Origin of the sequence: Agrobacterium tumefaciens (genome assembly GCA_025559845.1) — a bacterium.
In the GTDB taxonomy this organism is placed as follows: domain Bacteria; phylum Pseudomonadota; class Alphaproteobacteria; order Rhizobiales; family Rhizobiaceae; genus Agrobacterium.
Genome location: CP048472.1, coordinates 126,399 through 140,874, shown reverse-complemented (window position 1 = coordinate 140,874; position 14,476 = coordinate 126,399). Strand labels below are relative to the sequence as shown.

At 45.7% G+C, this 14,476-nt stretch carries 8 protein-coding genes and 1 pseudogene; 2 read left to right on the top strand and 7 right to left on the bottom strand.

Annotated elements, in window-relative coordinates; genetic code table 11:
• Nucleotides 1-234: 234 nt before the first annotated feature.
• The 3 genes and pseudogenes from FY156_29905 to FY156_29895 all read right to left on the bottom strand — a co-directional run bounded on the left by FY156_29905 (nt 235) and on the right by FY156_29895 (nt 4,929).
• Nucleotides 235-795 (bottom strand): hypothetical protein, encoded by a 561-nt coding sequence (locus FY156_29905; protein UXS05757.1) that lies wholly within the window; start codon nt 793-795, stop codon nt 235-237.
• A 514-nt stretch (nt 796-1,309) separates the two neighbouring features.
• Nucleotides 1,310-2,032 carry an isopentenyl transferase gene (locus FY156_29900; GenBank protein UXS05756.1) on the bottom strand — a complete coding sequence of 241 codons (723 nt, stop codon included), beginning with the start codon at nt 2,030-2,032 and terminating at the stop codon, nt 1,310-1,312.
• A 696-nt stretch (nt 2,033-2,728) separates the two neighbouring features.
• Nucleotides 2,729-4,929, bottom strand: a pseudogene (locus FY156_29895) (NAD(P)-binding protein).
• Nucleotides 4,930-5,334: 405 nt separating this feature from the next.
• On the opposite strand from FY156_29895, the gene iaaH reads away from it, so the two are divergent.
• The gene (iaaH, locus tag FY156_29890) at nt 5,335-6,738 is read left to right on the top strand and encodes an indoleacetamide hydrolase (GenBank protein ID UXS05755.1); all 1,404 of its coding nucleotides are present in this window, start codon (nt 5,335-5,337) and stop codon (nt 6,736-6,738) included.
• A gap of 506 nt (nt 6,739-7,244) precedes the next feature.
• Here iaaH and FY156_29885 read toward each other — a convergent pair.
• The gene (locus tag FY156_29885; GenBank protein UXS05754.1) at nt 7,245-7,910 is read right to left on the bottom strand and encodes a hypothetical protein; all 666 of its coding nucleotides are present in this window, start codon (nt 7,908-7,910) and stop codon (nt 7,245-7,247) included.
• A 613-nt stretch (nt 7,911-8,523) separates the two neighbouring features.
• Between FY156_29885 and FY156_29880 the strand changes: the two genes are divergently transcribed.
• Nucleotides 8,524-9,780 carry an agrocinopine synthase gene (locus tag FY156_29880; GenBank protein UXS05753.1) on the top strand — a complete coding sequence of 419 codons (1,257 nt, stop codon included), beginning with the start codon at nt 8,524-8,526 and terminating at the stop codon, nt 9,778-9,780.
• A gap of 461 nt (nt 9,781-10,241) precedes the next feature.
• Here the strand turns inward: FY156_29880 and FY156_29875 are convergent, their stop codons facing one another.
• The 3 genes from FY156_29875 to FY156_29865 all read right to left on the bottom strand — a co-directional run bounded on the left by FY156_29875 (nt 10,242) and on the right by FY156_29865 (nt 13,782).
• Nucleotides 10,242-11,186, bottom strand: a complete 945-nt coding sequence (locus FY156_29875; protein ID UXS05752.1) for an E protein — start codon at nt 11,184-11,186, stop codon at nt 10,242-10,244.
• A gap of 478 nt (nt 11,187-11,664) precedes the next feature.
• Nucleotides 11,665-12,360 (bottom strand): D protein, encoded by a 696-nt coding sequence (locus FY156_29870; GenBank protein ID UXS05751.1) that lies wholly within the window; start codon nt 12,358-12,360, stop codon nt 11,665-11,667.
• 705 nt (nt 12,361-13,065) lie between these two features.
• On the bottom strand, nt 13,066-13,782 hold the full coding sequence (locus FY156_29865) for a C' protein (protein ID UXS05750.1): 717 nt from the start codon (nt 13,780-13,782) through the stop codon (nt 13,066-13,068).
• Nucleotides 13,783-14,476: the final 694 nt, after the last annotated feature.

The window sequence follows — 14,476 nt, the reverse complement described above, 5'->3', positions numbered from 1 at the left end:
TTCAATGAACAACTTAACATCATTACTCTTAAATAAGAATATAATTATCTCTAAGTTTTACCGGGTTCGATTGAATATGACAAGAACTACAAGTTCAATACTATTGCCTTATTCCTTTAATACTTAATACAACGAGGTTCTCAGACACACCTTGACATAATAATAGATTTTATAAGCACCTCTATGATGCAACTACTAGAATGACATAGACTTCGAAACCCGGCGCCATTAAAACTAGACAGCACCATCTGACTCCACGTCATCAAGAGCAGCCTCAGGGAGGAAAGCTGAACAGCCCACAGCGATCAAGTGATAATCCAACGGTTGGCTGGCGTCTGGCATTCTCCTTTTCCAAATGTCCTTGCTTTGACCAAGTGTGTTCCGGACGGCTCCTACGTGCTTGAACTCGTTGCTGGCCTGAATTGTTAGAAAGTACGAGGACGAGTGTTCATTTCTGCTGTAGTTGATCCGACCACCGTCTCCGCTGAAGGCTTGCAGTTGCTCCCTCACCTGCCGGAATGTATAACTGTCAGAATAGGGCTCCAACGTCGTGGCAATCAATCCATCAGGAGCATTTGAAACTAGAACCATGCTTTGCCGGCATATCCGATAATTCTCTTCATCGAGATAGACGTACAGAAATTCCCCGCTAGGATCGATGATGTCGCCAGACTTAGTGTGCAGATCGGTTTGGAACTTTTTTCGATAAGCTTTTGAAAGCTCCGAGAGTTCATCCTGCAGTTGATCATCTTTGCCATGAGAAAGGCATGGTACAAGCCAACCTTGCCGAGTCATGCTCTTTCGATCCTGCGTTTTTAAGAAAAGAAACAGCTGAGCTTGGCTGCAATGGTAACAATTAGTGTCAAACTAAATATTAATAGGCAAACTGAAGACACTCCCCGCAAATTTCGCAGTTTTTGTCGCTTTCACGAATATCCGTGACTTTTTGCGCGAATAATGGAAATGATTCCCGGTGTATAAACAACGTATAAGAACTTATTTATAATGTTAAAAAAGGTGTATTTACTCTTATTCGTTCGATGACGAAAATGGAAGAACATTCATAAAACTTATGTTCTAAATGAACACTTAAATAGGTTATTTTACAATCATATCTATATCCAGACATCGTAATTTTAAGACGCAGTCTAGTATTTCCAAAGGAATTAAGAAGCTGTTCGCCAGCATAAATTTTGAAAACAGGATGATGTCTGAAGCACTTGCCGCCCTGCCACAACAAGACAAAGCTAAAAACAATTGCGAACATCTTATTCAAATGAAGACAGGTGTGACGCGGAGCTGGTGCAAACTAATACATTCCGAATGGATGACCTTCGAATCCGTCGTAAGCGGCTGCGTTAACTCGAGGGAATTTCTGTTCTTGTCGGCGTGCATGGATGAGATACTCCTGAGCGATCCCATGAATCAACTTATCCTCCATATCTGCGTCAAGCTGCAATAGCATATCGGATGTGATCTGGTTCTGGCTAGCAAACAACATGGCATATCGATATCCATCGATCTCTTTCAGTATGGGCCTCAGCCGAGGCTCTTTCCAAAGATCAACCAACTCTTGGATAATAGAAAGGCCTGCAGCGGGGCGTAACATCTGCTTAACTCTGGCCTTGGCCACTTTCATGAAGGTCTCCTCGTCTGCTAACTCGTGGCGAATAATATGCCAACGAAAATCCGCACTCCAATAACTGCTTTGCGCCATGCACTTGAGCAACGAGATAGATCCTCCCTCAAGAATAAGCCCGCCGTGGGCCTCATAATTATACACCTCCCCCATCAGCCTTTCATGAGCTTGCTTGGCTGCGATGATACCCTTCACCAGAGGCCGATCATCAAGGTATAGACGGCTCGTTCCTTTCAGTTCTTCCACTGTTGGTCGTCCGCTTCCGGTTGACAGCTGAGGACAACATTGGACCCGATCGAGCGAAAGGACTGGAAGCCCAGTCTGCTGGGCAAGAGCTACCGCGGTCGACGTCTTTCCTGTGCAAGTTGGACCGAAAATTAGACGCAGATCCATAAGTTTTTTGCGGTATCTTGAATACAAATTGATTTTTGGATTAGAGAAGTGTACTACCAGAGGCGGTTATATTGCCTCCTCGAGATTCCTTATTGAAGAGCAACTGGCTTTACCGTCTCCCCAAAGGGCAATTTGTTTTTCAACAAAGTGTGGGGCATGGCTGTCTCCTTGAAAGCAATTTGTCACTAACGAGGGCACCCTTAAGTCAAATAAGGCTGACTAAATCAGCAATACAGAGGCAGCTATTCATGCCACTCGGGGACGTTTTTCCGCGCTTTACTGCCATTTGTCTGCGCTGATTACACCATTGCTGGCGACAGAGTGAGATCTTTTGTAATATTTGATTAGGTGAGACGTCAAAATAAGGGCGACTATTTCACAATTGACGTAAATTTCCCTCTAGTTAGGCACATATGATAGCAATTCTTTAACAACGGCGTCTATTATTTACTTCTTGCAGTCGTTGTCATTGTAACAGAATCAAAGATATGGTTGAAATAACAGTGCCATTTCAATAAATGCGACAGTTAATATTTTAATTATTCATCATCATATTATGGCACGCTTCAACATCATGAAAGATCAATACAATAACATACATTTTTTCTTTTACGCCATTACCTTCGTTGTTGAAAATCAAGATTGCATTAATATGCAATTTATAAAACGTGCAATACTTGTAACAGGATCCGTAGATTAATTTCTATTGCGGTAGTTATATCTCTTCCAAGAGTGTTCGAGAGGATTGTCCTTTGCCAAAATACCTCCACAATTGTGGATAATTGCACAGACGGCGTTACACGCGGTCTGAATAGCGCCCTCCACCCATCCACCGGTGAAGGAACAACTGCAACCCGCCAAGTAAACTCCGGTATCATTAGTCATGTCCAGCGCTTGAAAGAAAAGTTCTTCAGAATAAAAATCCTCGCCACGCCGGTTGAGTTTGAAAGCTCCCCCGGCATTCTCGTCTGTAAGCCAATCATGTTGAACAACATTTTGGTCGTAATCAGCGCAGGCGGGAACTAGATGCTGGGCAAACTCCGGGAAAGATCTCGAAATTGCGTCCCGCAGCAGACAGAATCGCTCTTTTTTGTCGGGAACCGCCAACAGCTTGTGGGAGTCGTCCTCCCATGTATAACTGATGAGCACCAGACCTTTACCATTCGGATCCTGCGGCTCATAGTCCAGGCAGTACACTGCTTTTGCGATCCCGTCCATGAGGACACAGGACGGGAGGATATGGTCTAACCAAAATTTTCGTTCAGTCAGCAGGAAGAGTTTTGACGAGCCTGTCATATGGCTGTTATCAACCGCTTGGTTCACTGGTGCACGAAAAATGGTGGTATCGCATGTCAGACAATGCCTGAGTTGGATATTTGCGAGTCCAGATGTAACCACCACCTTATCATAAAGTTCAGATATCCCGCTCTTAAGCCTTATCTTTATTTTTGTCTTTTCCTTCTCAATCGCCCTGACTTGAACATGGCGTATACGCTGGCTTACAGACACACCGTTAACCACTTGAGTGGCTATTCGACGTGGAAGTTCTGAGATTCCTTCAGAGCACATCCGCTGATTTTCTTCATATCCGTTTATGACCAAGCGAAGGATCTCAATAAACCCGCTTTCAAAAACTGGACCAAACCCGCCAGATCCTATTCCCATTAGCTTGAATAGGTCCCAATCATGAGGGAAACTCCATGTTTCACCACCAGGAGGATGCGTGCCCAGAAAGATCCTCTCTATCGCTGAAGAGAAGGACTCCCTCCCGAAACGGTTCAGCCAAGTTTGCCAGGAGTCATGAGCCCGCCTAATGTCTCCTGATTTCAAGGCTTGAGTAATAGCAACAGGCGAAGCCAACACAATATCTCCCTCATGGAAACCGTCCTTCAAGAACGCACGCCAACCGCTGTAAACGCGATGGAACAGCTTCGGTGGCTGCTGCCCGGCTTTCCACATGTATCGGAGGCCTTGGTAGACCAAGTTAGTGTCGACTGTGCCGGGATTTGGGAACGGCCTCATCGAAGACAGGCCGTACCGCTCGAGGAAGAAAAACAAGCACGATGCAGCAGGAGGAAATCGCATCGCCCCCATTTCGGCCACCACGCTGGGAGCGTCCTGAAAGCATGTGACCAAAGCTTGCCTCCAACCCGATCACTTGCTTCATATATTGTAACATCGTCTACAGCAGCATGAAGCAGTTCGCTTGCCACCACGAGTCCGGAAATGCCAGCGCCAATGATCGCCACTTTTGGCTTAGGAACATCTTCCGGAAAGAAGCCGATCCGTCCACTATCGGAACATTGGTCAAAAAACGATCTGTAGTCATAGAGCAAGTCAATTGTTGGAAAGGAACCTGCCGAAGCCTTCAGCATCAGGTTTCGACCATAAGCTACCATGTCAAATGGTACGGCCTCTTCAAGGGTCAGGGTAAACCCGGTAACGCGTTTCGTCGTGCCTTTCTCGTACGGCGGCATTTGCAGGGTTCGGGAGCGGGCAGTCTTAGAGATTGAAATGGCCACGAAATGACTAAGATCGCTGGATGCACATCTTTTACCGCTCAGCAAAAACAGGGTTTGGAGAAGTTGTGCTTCGGAGAAATCCATACAAAATGGTGCAAGGTCGATGGCAACGAGACCACTCACTCTTGCTCGCGCCCAAGGTTCCGATTCAAGTATCCGCCCCAGAATTTCCTTGCCAACATAGATGTAAGCGGAGAGGGCTGCTACCTTCTCACCAGCTGAGATCTCGGGAAAGCGACCGTCGGCCAGCCTTTTGCAAGCTAACCCAGCGCTGCACTCGCCGGAGATTTGAGTAATCCTCCTTCCCCTAGAAGCTTCACGTTCTGAGAAGGCATCGGAAACCCTGCGGTCCAATTCATCAGCCTTATCGACCATTATCAGATCCACCATTTTGGTAGAGAAATGATCGCACTGGTTATCAAGGAGAGCTGAAGCTGACATTGCTAGAAAAGATTGGTCTTTGTGTAGATAACTAACGACATCAACCGTTTCTATTTAAGTTGCAAATCGGGGAACATACTGTTCATTGACATCCCAATGGAAAGCGACAATTTGGGCATTTTTTAATACAATATTCACGCAGGTCCACCTCGCCGCTCAATCAAGTTGAATATTGATTGATACAATACTGTTTCCGTTTGAAAAAGCGACCTTAGTGCCTCCAATGATTAGTATCATACGCCGTGATTGCGGAATTCCCTCCAATAATCGCGCAATTTGGGTCAAAGCGCGGTATATTTATTTAATCTGAAATGGCCCTGAAATCCCCAAACCAGAAAAATGGTGCCCATTACCTCGTTAGCACAAACCCTAGAACGCCTGAGACGGAAAGACTACTCCTGCTTAGAACTAGTAGAAACTCTGATAGCGCGTTGCCAAGCTGCAAAACCATTAAATGCCCTTCTGGCTACAGACTGGGATGGCTTGCGGCGAAGCGCCAAAAAAATTGATCGTCATGGAAACGCCGGATTAGGTCTTTGCGGCATTCCACTCTGTTTTAAGGCGAACATCGCGACCGGCATATTTCCTACAAGCGCTGCTACTCCGGCGCTGATAAACCACTTGCCAAAGATACCATCCCGCGTCGCAGAAAGACTTTTTTCAGCTGGAGCACTGCCGGGTGCCTCGGGAAACATGCATGAGTTATCGTTTGGAATTACGAGCAACAACTATGCCACCGGTGCGGTGCGGAACCCGTGGAATCCAAGTCTGATACCAGGAGGCTCAAGCGGTGGTGTGGCTGCTGCGGTGGCAAGCCGATTGATGTTAGGCGGCATAGGCACCGATACCGGTGCATCTGTTCGCCTACCCGCAGCCCTGTGTGGCGTAGTAGGATTTCGACCGACGCTTGCTCGATATCCAAGAGATCGGATAATACCGGTCAGCCCCACCCGGGACACCGCCGGAATCATAGCGCAGTGCGTAGCCGATGTTATAATCCTCGATCAGGTGATTTCCGGACGGTCGGCGAAAATTTCACCCATGCCGCTGAAGGGGCTTCGGATCGGCCTCCCCACTACCTACTTTTACGATGACCTTGATGCTGATGTGGCCTTCGCAGCTGAAACGACGATTCGCTTGCTAGCCAACAGAGGCGTAACCTTTGTTGAAGCCGACATCCCCCACCTAGAGGAACTGAATAGTGGGGCAAGTTTGCCAATTGCGCTTTACGAATTTCCACACGCTCTAAAAAAGTATCTCGACGATTTTGTGGGAACAGTTTCTTTTTCTGACGTTATCAAAGGAATTCGTAGCCCCGATGTAGCGAACATTGTCAGTGCGCAAATTGATGGGCATCAAATTTCCAACGATGAATATGAACTGGCGCGTCAATCCTTCAGGCCAAGGCTCCAGGCCACTTATCGGAATTACTTCAGACTCTATCAGTTAGATGCAATCCTTTTCCCAACTGCACCCTTAGCGGCCAAAGCCATAGGTCAGGAGTCGTCAGTCATCCACAATGGCTCAATGATGAACACTTTCAAGATCTACGTGCGAAATGTGGACCCAAGCAGCAACGCAGGCCTACCTGGGTTGAGCCTTCCTGCCTGCCTTACACCTGATCGCTTGCCTGTTGGAATGGAAATTGACGGATTAGCGGGGTCAGACCACCGTCTGTTAGCAATCGGGGCAGCATTAGAAAAAGCCATAAATTTTCCTTCCTTTCCCGATGCTTTTAATTAGCTGTATGCCACGCCACTTATTGTCTAATAAATCTGCACTTCAGTTAGCATTATCTGAATGTGATAGAAATTTCTTCAGACAGGCTTGTCGTTCCCGAAATCAAAACAGCTACTTGATATATATATTCTACAGTTATTGCGTCTCCACGGAACAGAATACGCATTATCTTTTGACTCAATAGTGAATTAGATTCCCAAATAAAATTAAAGTAGAGAATTTCGTAGGCTGCACCTACAATTTGTTTTGAGCGCCAGAACGGCTCAAAGATTAGACAGGGGCCCCAAGCCAAAAATATTAACCATATATATCTTTAGCAAATAATTTATCACTCATAAAGCACGCAACAATACAACATAGAATTCATAGTACATATGGGAAATACGCTGATTATCTTAATGCTGGCTACAGCATTTTATTATCATTACATAGGATCGATACATTTCGTTACAATCGGACACTGTTGCTTCATCCCCGCTGACACACCTCTGCGCATTAGACCAAGCGCTTCAACAAGAAGGTGGGAGCCATTGACCACCACACCTTGGGTTCTTTTTCAGCCCGTTATCATGAAAGAGGGCTTTGCCGACCGCGATTATTTCAACACAGAAAGGATCAACCCGGGATGGCGCTAAGAAGCTATCGCAGCCGATCTTCATATGCGAGAAACTTGGATTTTGAAGCGAAGTAGGAAGGAAAGCAATATAAGCATCCAAATCATGTGTTTCATTGCTTGTATTCTGACAGACGTTGTTGTGCCACGACCTCATAGTTTCTTTTGTTATTCCTTCCGCATAGGGTGGAACGGTGGAGATGACTACGCCTTCGTCGGAAACGCCGTCATAAAATCGCTTGTGTGCGTACTTTCGCATTGCTTGAAACGAACAATAAACGTACATTAGTGAATCATTGAGTATAATATACAGGGGTATACCTGCTGGGCCTGGCAAGCAAGCAACTTCGCAAAAGCGCTTGACCACTTCATCTATAGCTGGATCAATGGGAACATCAGTATTAATGATGGAATTCATCCAGGAACGTTGAGCAGGTATGAGATCCTCTTGTGCAAAGCTGCGATAAGCAATCTCTGTGTGACGTAGGACGAGTTTAAGTTCACGCCGATCTTGTATATTCGAGCTGTCGATAATGTTGAATATCGGTCGACTGTGATACATATCGAACTAGTTACTTATTTTTGAATGTAAATTTCAGTCACAGTCAATAATTAAACGCGCTTCAGTGCCCCTTATATTGGGCGACTCTATAGCATCAATCACGGGATTGGTTTGAAATTAATTGAGTCGAATCTCAACGCCGAAGTATTTCGTCCTTTTACCCTATTAAACTATTTATCTTGATGGAGGATTTTTCAAAAATGGGGCCTGCCTTTCGCTGAAAACACCGACAAAGGTGTGATGTTAGGTCGAAAATTTGAAGATTTGCGCAACTAATCGGATAGTGGCCGACAAATTGACGCCGAAAATAACAATGACTGATTATCCGTGGAGTGATTCCAGCTAAGTTATGCCCCACAATAAAATATTAGCTAAAACTGTCAGCATTTGTGCATTATTTAAGTACTCCATTTGGCAATATCTATATACTCCACGACAAATTTTGCTTGTCACTTTTAGATCGAAATCGCTGCAATTCCCGCCGTGCACCCGGCAATTCGCTTTAGCTCGCAAATGGCTGTGAATGTAAGAGTACTTTATATTTTACTCACCATGTCGTGTCGTAACCTCCCGTTTTTTTGCGCAGGTCCTTTGTCAACGTAAGCCACTCAAGGTGGAAGGAACCGTTTGGCCGGCTTGGACACTCCATTGGGATCTACCAGAAAACGTTACTCCCCCCGAGGTTCTCGCACGCCATTCTGTCCCAAGGCTTCTAGAGCGGCTCGAGGAAGACCTGCCCTTACAGGTCATTGAGCACAGAGGAATGTTCAATTTAGGGAAACGAATTCAAGAATGCACCGCGAGCTCATTGTTGGCCGCGCTCGGGCAAGGAGGACGCAATCTGAGCGAGTTGGACGTCTGTTTAACTTCAGATAATGTAGCTATCGTTTCTCATGATCTTAACACTTGGCGAGTGTCTGAAAAGTTGGGAGATAAGCTTTTCAATGAAATTCACTCATCAAAAATCAAGGATGTACCTGTTATTATTCGAGAGGTATCAAATGGGATAATACAAGACAAGTATCTTGAAACCATTGATCATATTCCTTTGTTAACTGAAATATTCAGCAAGGTATTTTTGGCTAATCCAGATGCCACCATTTTCCTAGACGGTAGGAACTACGAGGCTCACGTGATTGTGGCTTGGCTTAGCCACCGGCCGGAATACCATCAAAGAGTTGTTGTACTTTTCTATACATTTGAATACCCACACGGCGGTGCCTTCGTTGATGCAGTTTTAAATGCCCAGCCCGCATCTGCTTGGAGGAAATCAATCGCCCTGATGCCCGCTCTTTTTCCTGAAGAACTGTGCCGACTGGCCCGTCTGCGTCAAGTTACTGAACCCACAGTCGATGATTTGTATTTGGCAGGCAAAGCCTGGTTTGATTCCATGCTAATGCAAGACATGAGGATCGTGGCGGCACATGTTGTTTTCTCCGGGGTGACCAGAAATTTGCTGGGCCAAGTTGTCGATAAAGATGTCTTGTTGGCTTTCGATTCAGATCAAGCCGCAGTGAGACTCGCGTATTACCTCAAGGAGGATACGATGATTAGAGCTAAACGCCCTCACCTGAAGTTTGCTGCGGTCACTAGATGCTATGACTTCGCAGCCCTCCTGGATTCCGGCGAGCGGGGTGAGTTCTCCATCGACATTAAAACAGGCAGGGCCCGACGTCATGAGACAGACGAGCGGAAACACATACGTTGGAGAAAAGGAACACCAGGAAATTCGGCAACAATTGCGGACTGGGTAATCTCAGATCGACCTGAAGATGAAATGGCTATCTGGGAATGGCGAAATCAAGGAATCGATCGTGAAGTTTCTCATCTAAGTCCACACTTGGATCTTAATATAGAAACGTCAAAATAAAAGTCTCGTAATTGAAACAATATGTTTATTAATTTCGATATATCAATGTGTTCACGCGTATTCTAAATTGCAGTGGCATAATTGGAGACCAGGTTTCTATTTTTGCGGCACGCCGCACTCGGTGACCCTTGGCCACGTCCATTTGTCTTTACGATTTTTTCAAAAATGCGATAATTTCGGGAAATCACTTCAAACTTAGTCGCTCGGATTCTCGATATTCAATAATTGAACTGCGAAATTATCGGGTTTGTGTTCGACAAATAATACCTATTAAATACCTATCTGATTACCTGTAGCAAACAACCATGTTCTATCAATATAGCATGATCGCTATTTTAAAATTTTTATTGATGGCCATATCAGCCAATAAAACATTTGTTTCAACAACATCACAAGGACCGCACTCGAACATAGATAATTATTTAAGCGAAAGCACAACCAGACAGCAAATTAATACAGATTCAGCGATTAAAGTAGAAATGCTTTGAAACAGATCGGAGCTTCTTGAAGAAGCGCTTCCAAGGTCTATGACGTTCATTCGGCACTCGATTTCCCGAAAGCAAGGGTTTGCAAGGATGATCTTGCGTCGGGGTCAGATTTGGAGGCCGCACGGGGTACACGGCGTCGGCTCCTAAAGCCGCTTCGGCCCAATTATCAGTTGTCTCCGCCGTTGGAACGTTGCGTGACAATTCGACACTGGCCCGAACATGATTCAAACGAGAACTCTCCCCGACGCTTTTCCAGTCCCAGGACGAGCCATCAGCTAGTATTTCGCTGAACAACGCTCTACCGAACGCGATGATGTGGCAAGGGAGTTCCAACCCTCCTTCTCGTAGAAAGAATTGGACATTTTCGCCACCCAGGTAAAACCGCGGCCCTCGCCGGAAAGCCGTGGTGGGAAGGAAGGCCACAAAATGACTCAAGTCTTCTTCGCCGGTTCCAGCTTCGACGCGATTTCCATCGCGTAAACGCTTGAACAAACATCGCACCATTTCGATTGTAACTCCGGTTCGGTAAGGAGCTAACGTGCATGCGAGAAGGTTCGCCCTTCCGAATTGGCAAAGATCCTTAGACTGCACATGACTCAGCATAGCTTCCCGGGAACAATAAACATAGATTGGCGCCGCGTCTTTACAGATCACCTCCTGCTCTGCGATGGACTGAAGCGTCGGCGGACGAGGAAATGGGAGACGAAGATATAACGCGGAAATTTCGTTTTTTAGCGCGCTCTCTGCCAATCGTCCCCGCCAGTATTTCGTCCAAATCTCCTGATAAATCAGGAGATTATCGCGGATATAGATATGATATAGGATGCATGCACTGGTCAAAAATAGATGCATTTCCATTCTGTCATTAATAGATTCAAGACTAAGCGGAGCGAAGCCTGGACGTGGTGGAACCATCATATCTATTTGCAGAAATGGTCTTCACCTCATCCGCTCAAAAGGCTTTAAATAGACCCTGAATCCAATTACACAGTTCGTCACACACAAGATAACTTTCGCTTACGACTATTTCCCGCTATTCATTGACTTTGTGTGGCATCAAAACGTATATGTCGTTATATGTATGGTATTCTTTTAAAACTATAGGTATCCGAGGTAATTGCCTGGGAATAAGAACTTTGAACAGCATGTTTACTATTTTACGACATATCGCACTGTTCTGTATGAATATTTGTTTCAAAAACACAAACAAACGAGATAATTTATTTCGCTTAGAAAGATGCTACAGTGCTTGAAAACAGAACGTAGTACATAGTGGCAATAGCCCACGATCTGCTGCCGACGTGCAACAGCAGATTATCATAACTTAAAAGATATTTCACAATAAACCGGTAAACGGCGATGCGGACCTTCTGGCTTCATTCCAACGCTTAGTTTCTTACAGGCAGGTGTTTGTCTTTCCGGTGAAGCAACAACGCAGAATTCCAAGACCAGAAGGCCTTTTTTTGGCAGCGGGATAGGCCAAACCAACCGCTACGACTTCAAAATGAAAGCGGGATCCTGGGAGCAGCGCAAAGAACTTATGAACATAACGATCATTGTGAACCTCATAAACGCTATATGGCAATTTCAGAAACGACTTGCTCGGGAGAAAGGCGACATAGGCTTCCAAAGCATCCGGAAGGAGGCAAGACCCTGGGGATATCAGGTTATGCCCATAGCGGACCTTCTCACGCGTCACGCCTGCATCGAAGGGTGACATGGAGCACACGACCGAGCCGATCTCTGAATGAAAAGACACAATACGTTCTTTTGCATATTCCTCAAGCTTCCTGCGAGGACAGTAAATGTAGAGCGGATTATCATTCACGGCGATTGTGTCCAACGGCCCCAACCTCGGTCCGTGCAAGCATGCACACCTGCTGAACCATGTCAGGATTCCGGTCACAGCATCACCCGGATCGTCGTAGAGTACGAGTGACTTGACCCAATTTTTTTGGGCATCAGCCAAGGTTTGTTCCACAAAATTGCGATAAACCACGACTGCTCCGATCAGCACGAGCTTGGCCTCTTCGCGGTTCCGGATCCGCAGCAGGCTAATCACCCTGAAAACAGGACGCTGATATACCATCATTAAGCTTTATGAGGGGTGTAGCATCCGGAGCTCTTTGGAGCCCCAGAGATTGAATCTTGCTTTATAGCTGAAAAACGCATGTGCAGGGAACGTGATCATGGTAATTTTACGGCTTTATACTGTTGAAATGCCTTCTGGAAACAGCATTCCTGTCTGTTAAACTACAAACAGGACCCGTTACTTAACTATTGGATGAGCGTAGGGCCGTTTTTTCGATAATTGACATGTGAATGACATAAAGCAGGTTTCGAGCTTATCGAGGTGATCCTTATCGCCACATTGTCAAAAAGCATCCACCATAGTCCTATAATTGCTGACAGACACGTAGCGTGCCTCCCTGGCTCATCGCAAAATTGAGGCTTGGGCCTTCGCTTGGCTCGTGACGAAGCCAGCTTTCGATGCCCGAAAACGATGGCCCACATTGTCTCACGAATCATTACGATTCTGTCAAAAAAATACGCTGTTTCACCAGGATGAATTTTCAATTTGTGTAAAATCTGTTCAATAAATAATACTTCCTCAAAGATGTTTCAGAAAAGCATCAAGGACTTATTTTTATTAAATTATTTTTATCACATTCTTATCCTTGCATGAAACATGCATCCATATCATTACATGTCTCATCGGGAGATACACAGTGGCACTAGCATGGTTATATTGATCCCATACACTAGGGTTGTTTTCTATCCATGAATAGAAAACAGATTAAGTGCTGATAAGGTTCTGTAGTTCATCGAAGCTGAGATTTGGCAAACCAAATTCCTCGTCCGACTGGGAGAACAGCGTCTTCCCCACTGCGACGATGTCGTATGGGATTATGTCGTTCTCTTCTCTACTGAAAACGACAAAATGCTCCTCCGCGCCACCACGGGTGGTGATTTTGGACATGCTGATCGTGAATTTCTTACTGGGCAAAATGGCCACGAAGCAGCTTACGGCATGCGGCATGCTATAGGCGCCTGGCAAGATACTGTTGAGTACGTTCTTGAGCTCCTCTGCTGGAATATCCGTTCGGTATGGTGGGAGTGATGAAGCCAGCACAAATTTGCGATAGCACCGCAATAGGGTTTTTCCTTCGACGTATTGCGATAATAAATTCAGGGAGGTGTAGATGTAGATTGGTGAGTCATGTTGGCAAATTCTATCTGGCTGGACGGCGCCAGGAATGCTGCAACACGGCGTGAAGACACAGCTTTTGATTGCGCGCAGAGTCTCTTCGTCTAGGCCGGATTCGGACAGGACTCGGACAACCCAAGATTGCTGGAAGGGGAGAATCTTTCGAGTGAGGAAATCCCTATAATTTGCGACCGCCGCGCATAGGCTCTGCTGAAGTTCTTCCAGGGAGGTGTTTGCGAACAAATCAATTGTCGGAAAGACGGGGCGATCATCCCCTGAGGGTATCATATTTTGATTGTAAGACATTAGTGAGGTGTGCATGGCCGAAGGCTAGTGGCCCTCTATTATAACACTCACCTGCCCAGTGATTGTCAAACATCGCAATAAAGAAAGTTTAGGTTACTATTTCGCTCGTGCCGCACTTGTCAAAGTGGGAAGTGAGCATATCAACATTTTCAAACGCTTGTTCCCAGAACACCGACGAATTCATTTGACCGTCACCAGAGCTTTGATGCTACTCAGATATTTGGGCACCGCGATGGGACCCGTGAAACAGCCTGGGTCCACTTTTGAATTGCGTTGCTCCTGAACATCATACCAACTGCCACGATAAGGACTTGTTTTTCACACTTTCGTGTAAATCAATAGTCAGCAATCGAACCTGCCGACAAATTTGAAAATCTCTCAACAAGTCTCGCAATGAGGTGAAACTGCTGTGTTCGAAACACGGAAGCAACCATGTTTCGGTTGGGTTGGAGAGGTTTATCTTAGCGACTCTCTTTCAAGAACGCGTCCCATGCCATACAGCCAGTCATTCAGGCAACGTCGCGCAGTTTGTCATTTCGCCCTACAATCACAGCGGCGCTAGAGGAAGCGACAGATTTTCGAATGATAGCTGGCTTTCCGAGAGTCGAGTTAAACTGTTGATGTGGGTTCTGCGTGCCAGATTGAATATTTCAATTTCATTGATACAGTTAAATATTCCGCGTATATGCCTCCC

Coding starts and splice junctions, on each gene's coding strand:
- FY156_29905 (UXS05757.1), bottom strand. CDS start 795: ATGACTCGGCAAGGTTGGCTTGTACCATGCCTTTCTCATGGCAAAGAT.
- FY156_29885 (UXS05754.1), bottom strand. CDS start 7,910: ATGTATCACAGTCGACCGATATTCAACATTATCGACAGCTCGAATATA.
- FY156_29900 (UXS05756.1), bottom strand. CDS start 2,032: ATGGATCTGCGTCTAATTTTCGGTCCAACTTGCACAGGAAAGACGTCG.
- FY156_29875 (UXS05752.1), bottom strand. CDS start 11,186: ATGATGGTTCCACCACGTCCAGGCTTCGCTCCGCTTAGTCTTGAATCT.
- FY156_29865 (UXS05750.1), bottom strand. CDS start 13,782: ATGTCTTACAATCAAAATATGATACCCTCAGGGGATGATCGCCCCGTC.
- iaaH (UXS05755.1), top strand. CDS start 5,335: ATGGTGCCCATTACCTCGTTAGCACAAACCCTAGAACGCCTGAGACGG.
- FY156_29870 (UXS05751.1), bottom strand. CDS start 12,360: ATGATGGTATATCAGCGTCCTGTTTTCAGGGTGATTAGCCTGCTGCGG.